This window comes from Bacteroides faecis, from assembly GCF_020091505.1.
Lineage (GTDB): Bacteria > Bacteroidota > Bacteroidia > Bacteroidales > Bacteroidaceae > Bacteroides > Bacteroides faecis.
In genome coordinates this window covers 3186962-3201734 of the sequence record NZ_CP081916.1, presented here as the reverse complement: position 1 = coordinate 3201734, position 14773 = coordinate 3186962, and the positions used below count along the sequence as shown (strand labels likewise).

The following is a 14773-nucleotide window of genomic DNA, read 5'->3' as shown; positions in this document are numbered from 1 at the left end:
TAAAACGAGATGACGCACAATTAATTATTAAGGCTTTAACACGTATGCCGAGTTACCTTAACGAAACATTATTGCTGAAAGCCGATAATATGTTTGTTAGCTATACGTTCAAGGCCTTAAAGTCACTATTAAACTGTATAACAAAGAGTTACAAAAACAATAAATGATAGATTTACTCGACATATCGGAACAATCGGAAGGCTGCGGCACTGAAAAGAAGTACCGTTTGGCGGACTATTTCAACCGTTGGTGGGACGAGTACGCCCAGCATCCGGCAGAGTATATCACCCCCGAACAATACAAGGCGGCAAACGCCATCCGTGTATGCCATACCGCCGCTTTGGGGATAGATACTTATGCCTGTCCCGAAGGTGGCGAAATCCGGGAAGTCTATCATAGCTGCAAGAACCGTTTCTGCCCCACATGCGGCTGACGTGACACGCTCAAATGGGCGGTACGCATGAAAGACAAGCTGTTGCGTGTCCCTCACCGCCACGTGGTGATGACCCTGCCCCATGTGTTGCTTGACTTGGTGAAGCGCAACAAGAAAGAAATACTCAACATCATGATGCGCACGTCGGCGGAAGCGTTGAAAATCTGGATGATGAAGGCTTTCGGGTTGAAAATGGGCGTGATAGCCGTACTGCATACCTATGGAGAAACCAAGCAGTACCATGTCCACACGCACATGATCCTGTCATGGGGCGGCATTGACGGGAACGGGAGGATTGTCGTTCCGGAAAGGTCAAAGGTGAATGACGCTTTCATCAGAAGCATATTCAAACACACGTTCGATAAGGCTCTGATAGAGTTGTTCGACAACGGAAAGCTCAAACATGACTTCCGCAACCGCATGGAGTTCATGAGCTTTATCAAACATGTGGTAAACAAGAAGCAGTGGATTGTCCATCTGGAGCCACCTCTGGAAATGCCCGAACAAGTGATACAATATATCGGGCGGTATTCCAAAAGGGCGTGCCTGAGCTAATATAAAATCACGGCGATAGAGGACGAGAACATCACGTTCCGTTACCGTGACTATCAAAACTCCCCTGACAGGAGGAACCCGGCGGAAAAGGTTGCATGTTTGGCGTCTTTCCATAATTCCTCTGGAATTAGAGGTGTCCTCACTCGTTTGTCCAGATACCTCAAGAAATACCTCATCTCCGCCATATTCCAGAAAAGAAAACCATCCATAGACTGTACCAACTTGCTGTTTATGCCATATTTCCGCAAAAGAGCTACCAAGATTACAGCTTCTTCATTCGTTTGGGTGAGCACACACGAGGTACCGCTCCCCCGATAATGAATCAATTCCTCAACGAGCGGCTGAAATATATACTTTGATTGATGGCGTGTCACACCAACCCAACCATCCTCTTCCCTCATTGAGATAATTGGTGTGCTTTTCATCCTTTTACTGATACCTCGCACAAATTCGTTGGCGAAATTAACTGGTTGGTGCGCACTGCGATAATTCTCAGTCATCTCGACCAACTTGCTGCCGGGCTCCTGTGACAGCTGGTACATATATCCGGAATCGGCCCCACGGAATTCATAAATGCTTTGGTCATCATCGCCTACTGCTATCACACGCATCTCTTCGTTTTTATTCATAAGGGCCTTTACAAGTGCATATTCTTCAACGCCCATGTCCTGAGCTTCGTCTATGACCAGTACCGTTTTGCCTATTTTGTTTGGTTCCACTTCTCCTTGATTAATCATCTCGGTAGCTTTTGCTACGACATTTTTGGCATCTTCAAGGTTTCCTATCCGCCCCAAGAGGTCAAAACAATAGGAGTGGAATGTCTTTATTTCAACAAAGTGAGCAGCGTTGCCTATCAGTTCCATAAGTCTTTGTTTGAATTCTGTAGCGGCTGCTCTTGAAAACGTTAGCATCAGAAGTTGCTCGTGTTTTACATCTTCAAGCAGAAGAAGTGATGCGAGTTTGTGGACTAGTACACGTGTCTTTCCGCTGCCAGGACCTGCCGCGACAACGATGCAACGTGAATCCTTGTCGGCAACAATCTCCATTTGACGTTTGGACAGCTGACCAAACAATTGTTTGTATTTCTGTGGTGTCAAGTTGTGCTGTATTTCACTAATTCTTTCTCCTTTAAAATATTTGGTGACAAATTTCTTGTAGTCCATTTGGAAATAGTCCTGAACATATTGCAAAGCTGAATTATAATCCTTTACCATCAGATTAGCATATTCACCCACAATATGAACTTGCTGAATCTTCTGCTTGTAGAATTCATTAAGCATCCGGTAGTCATCCTGTCTATATCTCGATTTGTTATCCTTTATTCTTTGTATATTCATGGTGTTATAAAGGACCAAGAAGCCGCCTTCGAGTTTGAGCGCACCGATTTTTGACAGATATAAAAGTGCTTCCTCCACGTCTTCCAACTGTAGATTGTCAAACCCACTAAAAAAAGATTGGGGAGTTGACTTTATTTGATTTAAAAGTTCTACTACAGAAAATTGAACGGCCTTATTCCCCTTTCCTGTATCAGCGGTTAGCCTGTATAGCCATTCTATGGCAAAACGGCTCACCTCCAATCGCCTTTCAAAACGTTTGATAGTTAATTCCATATCTGCCAGACGACTGATTTCCATATTGTGGACCTCATCCTCTTTCTTGCGAGTATATCCCTTAACGGTAAGAAAATAGAGTAGTGTACGGATATCTTTTTCTTTGGATGTATTGATTCCGTCATTCACAGCATTGTCATTCAGTTGCTTGCATGATATCCGCAAAGACCCGTCAGGAATGTGGGTAAGGATATATTGTTCGAGTTTTGCAAAACGTTCAAGGAGTATTTGTGATTTTCTTTCCGAGTCACCTGTATCCAACAAATAAGCAGATATATCCTTACTATCGGCTAATATGCCTTCCTGTCGCATTCGTTCCACCACGGATATGACTTCTCTTTTGCTTATTCCCAAAATGTCTGCCAGATAATCAATCCGCGACTCCGCTTCTGAATCTTGAGCTTTGGCAATATATTTCTGGGATATTAATGATTTAATGATTCGGACTGCCTTTTCTATTTCGTCACTGCCAAAGAGCAGCGATGCTGATATACGTTTTCTTGCTTCATCCATGTTCCTTACCGTAATGCCTGTGGCATATACATGAGGCATATTACTCCCTCTTACCAAGTATCCACTTTGTTCCAAAGCCGCTAAAGCTGTCCGAACACGTGTCTCAATATCGGATACCGAATCGTCCCAACCTGCCTGACGTGCAATTTCCAATGCAGAACGTGTCAGGATAATGCCGCAATACCTGTTCCTATCAGATTGGCATTATTTACAAAGTACTTCGGTCATAATTTGGGGTAATAAATGCCCTGAATTTATAAGAAAGAGGGACATTTACTGAATATCCCTACTTATATTGCTATTATAATAAGTTGTATTGCCCTCTATCTTTTTCTGATAGTATAATACCTGTCACCGTATCACCAGTTGTGAAAGCCGAGCAATCAATAAACTAATCTATTGACCACGGCAATCAATGACATGACGCTTTATAGTCAGTTACAGTTTCACAAGTTGCACCCACTCCAGTAGAAATTAAAGTTATGAACAGAAAAAATCACTACCCTAATACAAGTTGTATTTAGCCAACTCGTATTAGGGCAAGACAACAAGTCTATATCAACTTTTAACATATAGTCTCCTAAATATTAACCAAACATTTTTCTTAATAATGTCTTTATAATATCATAAATAAGCAGAATAATGAGCAATCCATGAGGGATAATTTCTACCATAACAACACCTCTTTCAGGCAAAGAAACAAGAAAAAGAGACCAAATTATGATATTAGTTAATAGGAACCAAAGCCATTCTTTCTTTGAGGCGGCTTGTTCAAAATTGAAACAGACTTTTTTTAATCGCAAATAAACAAATGCGATATTATAAGTATAGTATATCATACCAATAATAAACATTGTACTTTGTAATGCGATATCAAAACCATCAAAGATTAACATCACTACAAAGAAAGCAACAGACCAAAATATAAATTCACTACCTATTCTTATCATCTTTATTTAATTGTTTTATAGCTTCCGATACTCCACTAGAAATTGATGTATTTGCAGCTTCTGCAGTTCCAAAACCATAGCCTGCAGCCTTTTTCGCAGACTGTTCTGCTCTTTTCGCTCTGGATTCTCTTGGATTATTTCCTGCAACACGTCTATCGTGGTCAGCCAATCTTCGTAAAGTTTTTCCTTTTGCAGAGTTTTGATAAGAGGATTTTATATAATTACCAACTACTCCACTCGCTTGTCCAGCCATGACATCTGTTAGTACAGATTTTCCACCAACATGTCTTTTTTCAACTAATTGAGATGTTACACTTACCGTAGCATCTGCCGCCATATCACCTGCAACTGTTAATGTCTTAGCTACCTTGCCACCTGCCTGAACTAGTTTTGAAACTGTTACTGCCTTACTAACAACATTAGCTAATCCAACACCTGCCATACTTGTAACAGCTGAGGTCAAAATTGATTTCCCATCTACATTAGTAAGGGATTCCGACCAAGACTTTCCTTCCAACCTATTAACTGTAACCTGGGTAATATAATCAATTCCACACCTATCAAACCTGCAATCCAAGGAAATTCACCATCTGGATCTCTATGCTTTATTGGGTCATTAATACAATATGTATAGGGTGATACAGTATAAAGTTTCTCACTTTGTGGATCTATAGTCGTCCATCCTCCCAATGTAGCATCATACATCCTCGCTCCATAATCATACCAATCAATCCCGTTCTTTCTATCCAGTTCCTTACCATTATACTTATAAGGGTGAATAGCATTACTTACCGAACTTGGTAGCAGATCTACAAAGGCATAATAATGATTCACCTCTTTGAATGTCAAATTCTAATCGACATTCCGATTGTTTATTTGATAATTCTGAGAAAATAACAACATTTGTGATTGCTCAATATTTATAAAACATAAAATAGAGTCACCATCCACGAAAACGATACCCTCTCAGATCTTTATCGTGCACTTTATTATTGTAAAATATCTTAGACTTGTCGCCAGGAATATACTTTTGCGTTTCTGAGTCTACCGTTATGTAACTAAAGATGGTTGCATCATTGTGCAATATTCTGAAGTTTGTCGGTATTCCATTCATCTTCAAGAAACAAAAAGTAGAATCACTGAATAACCTATACATTGACATCCAGACATCTTGTTCTGGTAAATTTTGAAGAAATCTTTGAGGAGATTCACTGTCATACCTCAGGTAGGCATATTCGTGAGATCCAAGAATTATAGGTAGTGAGTCTCTCAAAACCAATTTTAGAGTATCCGTCTTGTTCACCAAAGCAAAACTTAAATTGCTCAAATTGTTATTTGATAATACTATAGTTGAATCCGTTTGATTTTTTAATTGAATAACTCCATAAAATCGGTTTATATAACGTTTCAGAGTATCTACTCCAAGATCCCCAAGTCTGGAAAGCAATGAATCCGCAACAACAATATAATGTTTGTCCATTGACATAAAAACAGGCTGACTTTGAGGAGAGCCTCCGGAAAGATACGGCCAAAGTTCCGGCATCTCTACTATATTATCATATTCCTCTCTATATTTCACCAAAACATGTTCTTTTCCATATTTTTGAAGAGCTAACAACCAAAAACCGTCATCAAAATCAAGAGAATTTGACTGAAAATTAGAATCAGCGACGATACCTTTCTCAAATAGTTCATTCCGCGACATTTCCTGTTCATCCAATTCTATAAAACAGAGATATTTATCTTTGTAACTCAACACTCTAGAAGGTAACTCGTCAGTACAAGACGCAGCAGAATCTGAGGGTCTGACACGATAAATAACATTAGAATCATTTGATACTATCTCTAATACTTCCAAATATGAATGGTGAATATAGTTACTGTCAATCAACATCGCAACTAGGATAGCTGCCCGTTGATGAATATCCTCAGGAGAGGTGGAGGGGGACATACATCCCCCTATTAAAATTAACGAAAGAATTAATCTACTTTTCATCTTTTCAGTTTTATTAAATCCTTTATATAATTATATATACCTGTTTTTTTCTACAACCGGTGTCTCCTTTATATTGCTCTTCGTATTATTATACTCATATAATATTCGATTTGCCTGAAAGTATACTAGATTCTTACTCTTTGGATTAGCGTTTCTTAAATCATTACCGTAGCCACCTTTAGTTCCTCCCGAATCTGGATGAGAATGTATTTGCACCTTACTTTCTCCTACAACTCCAAGATTATTCTTAGCAGAAATTCCATTTTGCACAGTATTTGGTTGTTGATCAGTTGCAATAATAGCTGTATGCACTCCACCAGATTCAAATACACTCAATGACCATTCTACTTTAGTATTTTCAGCTACAAATTGAAATAAATTGGACGCATCAGCAATGTTTGTACTGGCTCCGAATGATTTATAGCCATTATGAGATTGCTGAACCTTTACCATTTCTTCAAGCAACCCTTTTTCAGTCATTTCTATTTTATTTCCACCTTTGGGATTCTTGCTATCACCTGAATAGGTATATAATATATCGGTTTCGGTTGGTACATTCAAGCGAGTTAACCGTCCTGTTTCAGATACTATATAATCATCCTTTCCATCTAAATCTATCCTCAACACCGGATTGTTCTTACAATAAGTATACGGACTCCAACTATAATACTTCTTACTCATCGGATCCACCACATGCCATCTCCCTATCGCCGGATCATAATGTCTTGCTCCATAATCATACCAATCAATCCCGTTCTTTCTATCCAGTTCCTTACCATTATACTTATAAGGCTGAACACCCCTCGAAGCAGTAAACAATCCGCCGAATGGGTAATAATCATTAGTTTCTTCCACATAACCGTCCTTATCTGCTACCACACGGATATTTCCCTGATGATCTTTCAGATAAAAATGAAACTTCTTATCAGGGAAACTTATATAACCAGCCTCATTCAGCAACATCTTCAAAGAGCCGTTCTCATAGATCGCATTGCCACAGTAATCTGTTATAGAAGTAACACCGTTTATTACATGAGCTGTACGAAGTTTTCTACCATCCGACCCGTACTCATATTCAATCACGTTACCGTCGACAAAAATTACCTGACTTGGCAAATTTAAAAGATTATATTGAATAACAGCTATTTTTTTGTTTAAATCTTTAGTCAGATTACCGTTTTTATCGTAAGCGTATTCAATTGTTTGATTTGCACCGTCCTTAAATTCCATACCGTTGCCGAATACAGAATGGGTAGCGTTATCTTTTACCGCTTGCAGTTGGTTGCCATCATACGTAAGGTTCAGGTTATCAATCAAACCGTATTCCGAGGATGAAGTCTGACCATAACGGAGCAAACCAAGTATGTTCCCCTTTTTATCGTAGGCGGTTATTTGTTCATTGAATCGGTTAGGATTTACCGACAAGCTGTTCGTTTCTCCATAAATAGCATTCTTCATACGGTTAAGACCGTCGTATGTAAAACGGTAACCGCTTTCATTATTGGACGGACCCGCTTTCCAAAGCACACTGCTGATATTCCCATTGTAACAAGGTGTATTACCTTCCAATTGATCCTGATAATATAAAGTCTGATTAAAAAGACTTCCGCTGATGCTGCGCGTCCAAGAACGGATATTATAGCCGTAATCTGTTTTCAGCTTTGGGTTCCCGTTTCGGCGTTCCGATTTTAATCGACCGACTTCGTCGTAAACGTTATCAACCAAAGTGATTAAAGGGTCATTGTTCAATTGATAAGTGGTACGAAGCAAGCGGTCGGCGTGATCATACGTATGCTTACGGATTTCAGTGATCGTTTCTTCTCCGGGAATCGCGTATACTTGTTTCACTTCCGTTGGTTGACCGGTAAAGCTGTAAGCGATATATGTCTGTTTGGTACCGTTAAGTTCGTTGTTACCTTTCTGCTGGATCATTCGGTAGCGGTCATCATAATACATCACTGAGTAAAGATATCCTGTTACCGATCCTGTTTTAGAAAGCCGTGCTGTCAATGATCCGGTCTGTTGACCTCTACAGCCGCCGTCATAACGTTTACCGTAGGGGTCTGCCGATTCGTATGCGGTAGCTGTTCCGGAAGGGAAATCGTTCTGCCCGATGAAGTCATAGCTATCGAAGTATCTTGCTGTCAATATAACGGGAGTATTTAATGTTATCCCCGAGACTACATATCCTTTTGTAGCATTCGTCGTTTTATCCAGAGTAGCTTTTACGATTATCGTACTGCCTAAAGGGGTCATGCTATAATTCAGCACGTTTTTACAAGTACCTGTCAAAACGATTCTGCCAAATGCATCCGGAATACTGAACAGCCATTCTCCCTTATCACGCTGCATATCGTCTTGAGTGAAGATGGCCCTGTCGGCAGCATCATACACAGTATACACCGGTCCGCATCCGGGTAGTTTTTTATAAATACAGCGATTCTTGCTATCGTACTTATATATATAAGCATACTTCTTAAGAGCAACATTGTCTTCATTCCATGAGCCGCTACTGCCCGTCAGTACATCTGCAGCCAAAGGAGGAAGAACAAAACGCAAGTTTCCGGCATTGTCATACACATAGTAAGTATCCAGCCATTCTGCCCCATTCATCTGACGGGAAAGAATCAATCTCTCTACTTTGTCCTTAAACTCATAGCTGACGTTGCCGTCTTCATCCGTCGTTTTTACTACCCGAAGAGAACCGTTTCTATAATTACCGGAACATGTCAGCGTAGTTTCACTACACCTGTACAAGCGTGCATTCAATGCTACTTCAGTATTTGAATTGGTCAGATAATCAGCGCATACAGCTTTCTCCCCAGTATGCCAATCTTTTCCCGGTCCAAACTGTTGTTTGATTCTGCCTTCTGCAGAACCTTCATATATAGTCTGGCTGTAAGGGTAAGTATCATACCCATAAAGTTCACTACTTCTTGCAGACTGCTGAACTTGAGAAGGATCAACATAGGATCCGCCTGGATTTTCCATGGCTGTAGGCAACCATTGTCTTATCTCACGGTTCATACCGTCATACTCCTGCAAGGTAATCAGGTCATTCAGAGCGGGGGTGAAACCTTTCCTGATTTTCTCTGTCGGCAATCCCAAATGATTGAAATACTGTATTTCCTGCAGTTGCCCACTTTCAGGTAAAGTTTCCAGTGAATCAGTTTTCACCATGGGTCTCAGGGTGATAATATACGGTTGGTCATTGGAACCGCCGGCATACATAACAGGATCAATCGCTATTCCTGAAGTATCATCCTGATTAGATGGAGAGGTTCCGGTCATGCCACTCACCCGATGCTCATGACCTTTCTGCCCGAAACTGACAATGGAGAACAGGCTGAACAATATAAAGCATATATATTTTTTCATATCTTCTTTAGTCTTTAGTTCGTTTTTTGAATCGTGTTTCTATCTCTCATTTCCCCAAATGGTAAATATTTCTCTGTAGCATGACTTTCTTCAAGTCCGGATCCATATAATAACTGTCGGTAAGACGACTGTAACCGTCGTACTCGAAACGGGTCACTACATTGTTCGGATCGGTAATGGCAGTCACTCCCTTCATCGGTTCATACTCATAGGTAGTCACCCGTGCATTGGGAAGACTTACTCGCAGAGAGCTTATTTTATTCTTCATCTCATCCGTTGGTTCCACCCCTCCCGACCATGAATCAAGCACATTAGTGGCTGTAGCGGGGAATCCCATTTTCAGCAAGACCTGCTCACGAGTTGCATTCTCGATCCTTGCAATGGGAAAACGGTTCTGATATCCCCACAGGAAAGTAATCGGTGTGCCGTCTTTGCCTCTTATTTCGGCTACATTATTGTGACCGTCGTAAGCGGTATACACCACTTCATCGCAATAATCGCTCAAACGGTCTGTTTTACTCTGTATCCGTTGCGGGAAGCAAGTACCTTCTTTAAACAGAATACGTCTCTCTTCCGAACTCCCCCCTTCGCAACGCTTATGACAAGACATGACAGCGGGAAATTCATACAGATAATCGTATTCGTCAGATACGGAATTTCCGTCACTGTTCAGTATTTCTATCTTCTTGGGCTCCATCGTATAACTGTAACCGTATGAATAGGTGTCATAAGTATATCGTCTGGTTGTCACCAGACTGTCTTTTCGGTTACCTATCTTCATATACTCCGTGTTTGTTTCCTGGTCCAAGACGTAAAAGAGGTTATTATCCAGAAAGAAGGTCGTCTGCAACTGGCTGTTACCACTGGTCGGTTCATAATAATTGCTAGGAGCATACACTTCTTTACTTGATAAATCGCTGGGATGTTTCATATATTCGTTAATATCAACCTGCAGCTTCCGAACAGGGAGATAAACAAGTACATCCGAGCTGGTACCGATTCTTTTGTAAGAGTAGTCCGTGCGTGATGCAAGTTCGCTCCCTTTAAAACAATTCTTACGTGCAAGAAGACCATTGTATTGACCGCTATTGGTAAAATGCCTCAATAAATCGTCCGAAGGTTCCTGAGGATGATAAGGAGAGTGCCGGAATATTTTCCAAATCTTCTCCTCCGGTTGTGTATAAAGGAAATTTTTAACGATATTGTCATAGCTATTCCACCACAACACTCCTTCAAAGGGATGTGCATTAACGTAGTAGTAATAATCCGTTTTTATGCAGTCCATTTCTTTTCCGCAGACTTCTTCGCTTACAATATTATACATAACAGCACTGCCGTTACTGAAAGTAATGTTCGATTGAGGCATTGAGACATAGGTAGTCATATATTCAAACCATGATGATGTTCCGTAAGCATTCACGTTGTATGCCGACATAGATGAGCAATAATCACGCTGACTCACAATATGTTTAATGGCTCCACCACCCCATATCGGTTCATAATCGGGATCAAAAAGTTTCGTCAATCCGTATCTATAGGTCTTTATAGTCCGCTCATTCGCATGAGGATCATAGGTTTCGATGCTTTTTACACGTACTCCTCCTACGGGATGAAGATAGTCATCATTGCCTTTCGGACGATTATTGTCACGAAATGCCCCACAATTTCCTTCGTACACGAAATTGGTTTGTACCCCTTGCGGATCGATAATGCGGGTTAGTATCCCCGCCTGCGTCCATTCGGCATTGGGTTCACGGTTTACACCTTCATACTCAATAAGAGCCTTTCCTTTATTGAGATTACCCAAAGGCATGTATAGTATCTGTCTGAAACTGGGAACTGTAACTTCATTACCTACCCAATGGTCAGAACCATTACAAAATCCCCAATGATCTACGGCAGTAGTATAAATGGAAGGAACCTGATAAGTGTCCTTATAATGGAAAGCATACACTTTCGTCTCAACATCCGGTGCAGCAATACGGACGGAGTCCAGCTTGGTCAGCGATGTTTTATTATTATAGGGATTGATGAAGAACTCGATAGTACGAATTATATTCCCTTTCAAATCAGTCACTTCCATCTTTTTATACACATCCGAATGAGTAACATTTGTTCCGGTCTCTCTGTATGTGACGGACAAGGTATTATTAAAGAAGTGAACTTTCTCCAGACGCGCCTCACTGGCAATCTCATTGACATAACTGCTTGCGGGAGGATAGTGAACTCCCGCCACCCCTTCTGATACGCTTGTCAGTTTAGTAGACCATGTATCCGAATTAAACACATCCGGCTCTACCCGAAAATGATCACAATGGGAGTTTTGTTGCTTGGTCATGATGACGTAGGGACTCGAACTTTCAATATCGTTGATGATTACCCTGCCATCAAGATTGAAATAGTCACCCGGATGCATCCGGCTACGAGTAGTAGTGTACTCGAAAGTGACTAGCGGATTTGTTTGCCGTGGCGAACGGATGGATGTACACAGCCAGCGTGTAATAAATTTTCCGGCTTTCTCATGTACACCGTCAAATAAGTATTGAATGCCGTTAGCATCTGTGGCATTCATACTGCCGTAGTTAAAATAAACCCTGTCATTGGTTCTCGGAATAGTAGTCAGCGAAACGGTCGGTTCCAAAAAATACCCGCTTCCAGCGCTATGTGGAAGTTTGTAGACAAATTTGTCGGGCTGCGTATCGTGCTTGTTATCTACCCGGTCGGCATAGTATTGCAGGCGTTCCCGTTCGTCATTCGGAGGAGATTGATGGCGGTTCTTGAACCATCCATATTCATCATCATCAGCTGTATCTTTTATTTCACGCATAATAGAGGGTTCAAGATTTAGTGTCCATCCCGTTCCCGCAAATCCGCTTCGTTCTTTTGGCTTTAGTCCCGAAGCGTGATAAGACAAAGTAATAGGAATGGTAACTTCTCCCGCTACGATTTCATACAACGGAATGGTAATGCTGGGAACTCCCGTACAATAATCTACAGGATATGACTGATTTCTCTCCATAGAAGATGCTTCCGGAGAAATAGGCACAATGCGCGTCCAAACTGATTTCGTGCGCTTGCTGTCCATGTATATCCAATAGTGGAAAACAAATTAATAATAGAATAAATAATAAAATTCTAATTTCTTTTCTTTTGCTATGTGTGTATAAACTGTTCATAATCAATGATATTAAGAAAACCCTTTTTGCTACAAATAAATTTCCAATTAACTTATCCCCCCCTTGGAGATATAACTATCTTCTACAGGGGGGGCGTTCTACAAGTTCATCGAACTACCGCCCAACGCTCCCAACACTGCGGAAGCAACCGCGATAATCACTTTCAAAATTGTGTCCCATACTTTTCCTTTCATAACTTTAGTCTCCTTTTAATTAATAGTTAGTAGTTTAAATCTCTAAAAAAATACACGCGTGCTTGTCTAAGTCAAATAATCTTTGTTTCTTTGTACCAGTTAACTGTATGACGATGCAAATATACTAACTTGTTTGTGAAAAGCAATTAGTACAGCGTATTATTATTAGTATATCAAGATCGTTTAACTAACTAAATATATAACCGTTAGCACTAAAATAAGTATGGAAGGTTGGGAAAGAGTACAATACATTATGGAAGCGGAAGGGTATAATAAAAACTCTTTCAGTGTTGCAATTGGAATTAGTAATAATGTGACTATCACTAGAATAATCAACGAAAAGAGAAATCCGTCACGAGCTACGTGTCAGAAAATCATAGATCGTTTTCCACAATATAGTTTCGACTGGTTATTTTCTGGAATAGGGAACATATTGAATGAAGGACAAATAGTTAGTATTAAATCAGGAGAAGAGAGAGTAGAAACAGAAAATAATACTAACATACCATTCATATCTAATGCCAACCGATTAGAAACTACCGGTTTCATGAATGTCCCCTTAGTACATATCCGTGCCCAATGTGGATATCTGAACGGTTATGGGGACGAAGGATATTTAGAGAGTCTGCCAAGTCTACCCGTTATCGTCGACCGCACTTATCATGGGAAATACATGTTATTCGAAGCTGAAGGAGATAGTATGGACGATGGTTCCAAAGATTCTATTTGCGATGGAGATATTGTATTGGCAAGAGAAGTTAACAGAGATTTATGGAGATACAAACTTCATATTAGAGATTGGTATTTTATTATTGTACATCGCACGGAAGGAATAGCAATAAAAAAAATTGTTGACCATGATGTAGAACGTGGAATAATCACCTGTCATTCCCTTAATGATATGTTTCGGGACTATAAAGTACATTTAGGCGAGGTAGCCGAACTGTATAATCTTATTAAAATAGTGGATAGAAGTGCCCGATTGTAAACAAATTACCACTATCACACATTTCTTATTAACATATCATATTTTTACTATACCAAGAAAGGAAGAGAACTATATTCAAAAGAAGTTTTCTTCCTTTATCCCTGTGTAGATACATTGTTTCACTCTATAAATAGTTCGAACTATGAAAGCGATAAATTTATGCCTATTTTGTTTGTTACTGATAGGATGTGCAAACAAGCCTAAACAAGAAAAAGTTCCGCAAACTCTCATAAACAATACGGTTGGAATAAATGATACGCTGGGACTTTCTTTACACCCTGAATTCCCAATTTATTCCACAAAACAAAAACAAGTCACTTTCATATTGCACAACAATAGTGGTACTGATATTGGCTTTGGAGGATATTACAGCTACACTTATGAGGATGAAAAAGGAATATGGAGGGATGTTCCTATGCAGCTTGTTGTATTTGATGAAGAAATTATACTTTGGCAAGGTAATAAATATTATTACAATGCAGAATTATTCAGGCATACTCCCGGTCGTTATCGTTTTTTTCTTACAGTAAGAAGATATAGTAAAGAATATACTTTAATGACTGAATTTCAATTACAAGATAATATGATTGAACTTTTCAAAAGACATCCCTATAGCCAATTAAATGACACTTTATTACCATCAGAAGAAGAAGCCGTTTACCCACCAATCTATAATGTAATCGACCAAATGCCCGAATTTCCCGGTGGTATAGATAAATTGTTACAATTTATCAATGATAATATGAAATATCCAACCAAAGCACAAACGGAAGGAATACAAGGAAGGGTTGCAGTTCAGTTTATTGTAGATGAAAACGGTTACATAATAGAACCTAACATTGTGAGAAGTGTTGAGCCTTCTTTAGATAACGAGGCACTACGTCTCATAAAAATGCTTCCTCAATGGAAACCCGGTACACTAAAAGGGAAAGCGGTAAAGGTGAAATACACAGTTCCTGTAGCTTTTAAACTCAAATAAT

At 39.9% G+C, this 14773-nt stretch carries 9 protein-coding genes and 2 pseudogenes; 3 read left to right on the top strand and 8 right to left on the bottom strand.

The window, feature by feature from the left end; all coding sequences use genetic code 11:
* Positions 1-163 precede the first annotated feature (163 nt).
* A pseudogene (locus tag K6V30_RS25300) lies at positions 164-1078 on the top strand (IS91 family transposase); the annotation flags it as partial.
* Here the strand turns inward: K6V30_RS25300 and K6V30_RS12310 are convergent.
* From K6V30_RS12310 to K6V30_RS12275, 8 genes and pseudogenes are all read right to left on the bottom strand, one after another.
* Positions 1072-3270, bottom strand: a pseudogene (locus K6V30_RS12310) (UvrD-helicase domain-containing protein); the annotation flags it as partial. The pseudogenes K6V30_RS25300 and K6V30_RS12310 overlap by 7 nt on opposite strands.
* Before the next feature lie 428 nt (positions 3271-3698).
* Positions 3699-4061, bottom strand: a complete 363-nt coding sequence (locus K6V30_RS12305; protein ID WP_010537352.1) for a hypothetical protein — start codon at positions 4059-4061, stop codon at positions 3699-3701.
* The gene (locus K6V30_RS12300; protein WP_022301834.1) at positions 4045-4503 is read right to left on the bottom strand and encodes a hypothetical protein; all 459 of its coding nucleotides are present in this window, start codon (positions 4501-4503) and stop codon (positions 4045-4047) included. The genes K6V30_RS12305 and K6V30_RS12300 overlap by 17 nt, the downstream gene beginning before the upstream one ends.
* A gap of 35 nt (positions 4504-4538) precedes the next feature.
* The gene (locus tag K6V30_RS12295) at positions 4539-4895 is read right to left on the bottom strand and encodes an RHS repeat domain-containing protein (protein WP_224207113.1); all 357 of its coding nucleotides are present in this window, start codon (positions 4893-4895) and stop codon (positions 4539-4541) included.
* A gap of 106 nt (positions 4896-5001) precedes the next feature.
* Entirely contained in the window at positions 5002-6057 is a 1056-nt protein-coding gene (locus K6V30_RS12290; RefSeq protein WP_010537349.1) for an Imm65 family immunity protein, read from the bottom strand.
* A gap of 30 nt (positions 6058-6087) precedes the next feature.
* Complete coding sequence (locus K6V30_RS12285; protein ID WP_055271161.1) at positions 6088-9435, bottom strand: DUF6443 domain-containing protein; 3348 nt, start codon at positions 9433-9435, stop codon at positions 6088-6090.
* Positions 9436-9481: 46 nt separating this feature from the next.
* Entirely contained in the window at positions 9482-12520 is a 3039-nt protein-coding gene (locus tag K6V30_RS12280) for a hypothetical protein (protein ID WP_010537344.1), read from the bottom strand.
* Positions 12521-12709: 189 nt separating this feature from the next.
* Positions 12710-12805 (bottom strand): smalltalk protein, encoded by a 96-nt coding sequence (locus tag K6V30_RS12275; protein ID WP_010537343.1) that lies wholly within the window; start codon positions 12803-12805, stop codon positions 12710-12712.
* 223 nt (positions 12806-13028) lie between these two features.
* Here K6V30_RS12275 and K6V30_RS12270 point away from each other — a divergent pair, with 223 nt between their 5' ends.
* The gene (locus K6V30_RS12270) at positions 13029-13793 is read left to right on the top strand and encodes a LexA family transcriptional regulator (RefSeq protein WP_010537342.1); all 765 of its coding nucleotides are present in this window, start codon (positions 13029-13031) and stop codon (positions 13791-13793) included.
* 142 nt (positions 13794-13935) lie between these two features.
* The gene (locus tag K6V30_RS12265) at positions 13936-14772 is read left to right on the top strand and encodes an energy transducer TonB (protein WP_010537341.1); all 837 of its coding nucleotides are present in this window, start codon (positions 13936-13938) and stop codon (positions 14770-14772) included.
* Position 14773 lies beyond the last annotated feature (1 nt).

What these genes read in the sequence shown, in the direction of transcription:
- K6V30_RS12305 (WP_010537352.1), bottom strand. Translation starts at nt 4,061, where the DNA reads ATGATAAGAATAGGTAGTGAATTTATATTTTGGTCTGTTGCTTTCTTT.
- K6V30_RS12270 (WP_010537342.1), top strand. Translation starts at nt 13,029, where the DNA reads ATGGAAGGTTGGGAAAGAGTACAATACATTATGGAAGCGGAAGGGTAT.
- K6V30_RS12285 (WP_055271161.1), bottom strand. Translation starts at nt 9,435, where the DNA reads ATGAAAAAATATATATGCTTTATATTGTTCAGCCTGTTCTCCATTGTC.
- K6V30_RS12300 (WP_022301834.1), bottom strand. Translation starts at nt 4,503, where the DNA reads ATGGCAGGTGTTGGATTAGCTAATGTTGTTAGTAAGGCAGTAACAGTT.
- K6V30_RS12290 (WP_010537349.1), bottom strand. Translation starts at nt 6,057, where the DNA reads ATGAAAAGTAGATTAATTCTTTCGTTAATTTTAATAGGGGGATGTATG.
- K6V30_RS12265 (WP_010537341.1), top strand. Translation starts at nt 13,936, where the DNA reads ATGAAAGCGATAAATTTATGCCTATTTTGTTTGTTACTGATAGGATGT.
- K6V30_RS12280 (WP_010537344.1), bottom strand. Translation starts at nt 12,520, where the DNA reads ATGGACAGCAAGCGCACGAAATCAGTTTGGACGCGCATTGTGCCTATT.
- K6V30_RS12275 (WP_010537343.1), bottom strand. Translation starts at nt 12,805, where the DNA reads ATGAAAGGAAAAGTATGGGACACAATTTTGAAAGTGATTATCGCGGTT.